This window comes from Deinococcus malanensis (assembly GCF_014647655.1).
GTDB lineage: Bacteria > Deinococcota > Deinococci > Deinococcales > Deinococcaceae > Deinococcus > Deinococcus malanensis.
In genome coordinates this window covers 1-1,659 of the sequence record NZ_BMPP01000058.1, presented here as the reverse complement: position 1 = coordinate 1,659, position 1,659 = coordinate 1, and the positions used below count along the sequence as shown (strand labels likewise).

Below are 1,659 nucleotides of genomic sequence, written 5' to 3'. Positions count from 1 at the left end.
CTATGACGGCAAAGGGAGCTTGACGAGGCGCTCCTCGAGATCCAGCAAGTAGGGTTCGGGATCACGCCGGAAGCGTAACTGCTTGCGGCGCCGCTCATGGCGCCCATCCAGTTCGGAGCGCAGCGTCTGCCAAGCCACGACACACCGCGGCATCAATCCTGCTGGCGCAGGGGGTTGCTGCCGCGACCCGAAGGCGGCAATCAGGCGCACCTGTCCGCGAATGACCGTACTTGGTGACGCTGCTTTCCGTCCTGTGACGCGCCGCTCGTGGTACCGAGCGGCGCCAAACCACTGTTCGAGATCGTTGTTCGTTCTTGGGATGTCCGCGAGTCTATAGGTGTGAAACAGCGCGGGTCCATAGCTGTCCGTGACTTTCAAGAAGTGCCGCAGCGCGCCCTGCAGTTGGTTGGGTTGGTCAGCCAAGGTTCGCATGCGGTCCATCACGCGGGAGAAATGCACTTTTACCCGCTCAGCGCACCCGTCTTCGGCGTTGTCCAACACCTGGGCGGCCTGTGACACCAAGCGGTAGGCCTGGTCAATGGGCGCCCAGTCCACACCGTGCCCTGCAAGGGCACGGGACACCAGACGGTGCAGAGCGCCGAGCGCCGGATCTACGGACTCGTCAGCCCCTTTTTTGTGGTGATCACCCGGTGGAGGGAGGTGTGGACCTGCTGAATGCGCTGGTGAAGTTTCAAGCCATTGGCCGCCAGGGGCGGCCGACCGTCATCGGTCAGCGCACTCCGAACCGCCAGGCAATACTCGGAGATGGCCAGCGCATGCGTGTCGGTGCGGCCTTCCAGGACACGTTCCAGTTTCCGAATGCCTCGCAGGTGTCGTTTGAGTTGGACTTTGGCGTGACGGTCGGCTTCAAAGACAGGGCGGGCCGCTTCACGCAGGAAGTGAAACTGACAGAGCTGATGGGGAACACCGGGCAGGACGTGTGCTACGGCATTCCGAATAGATACCTGTCCGTCACTGATCACACCGACGATGGGGAGGCGCTCTCCGAGCGCTTCCCTGACATGCCGCAGTAGGGGCACCAGATCAGCCTCACGGCTGCCCAGCAGGGCTTGCGCGAGGAGAATCTCGCCCGACAGGACATCACGGATCACCCAGAGCACTTCATGGCCAACATCGGGTTGCAGCCCGTCGATGGCGAGCACCACGCGCTCCTGAGGCTCAAGAAGGCTTCGAAGGCGTGAGGAGTCGCCCAGACGCAGTGCCAGGAGTTCTTCGTACCGGTGAAGCAGATGGGTGACGTTGCGCTCACTGATCTCCACGTGCCGGTCCAGCAGCGCCTGATGAATTTCGGGGACCGTCTGATGTTCGCTGTACCGGAGGGCACCGATCAGCGCGAGGATGTCAAATCCGTATTCAAAGCGTGGCAAGGCCAGCGCCCCTTCGGCCTCGGGCCGAAGGGGCTTGCGCAGGAGGGAACAGTCGGGCTGACGGCAGCGCCGAATCTTGAGGATGTAGCGCACCGCCCCTTCGAGCGTGATGAGGCGACGGCTGTTGTGGTACGCAAGATAGGTTTGACGGCCACACGCTGGGCACGCACTGTCAAGGCGGCGCAGCGTTTCCGTTCGGTCGGCAGGTCCACGGGCATGACGTCGCGCCATGGGTTCAACGTACCTCGTCAAGCTCCCTTTGCCGTCGTAG

General features: G+C 62.7%; 1 pseudogene. It reads right to left on the bottom strand.

From position 1 onward, the window contains the following. Window positions 1-1,574, bottom strand: a pseudogene (locus tag IEY49_RS21190) (ISNCY family transposase). Window positions 1,575-1,659: the final 85 nt, after the last annotated feature.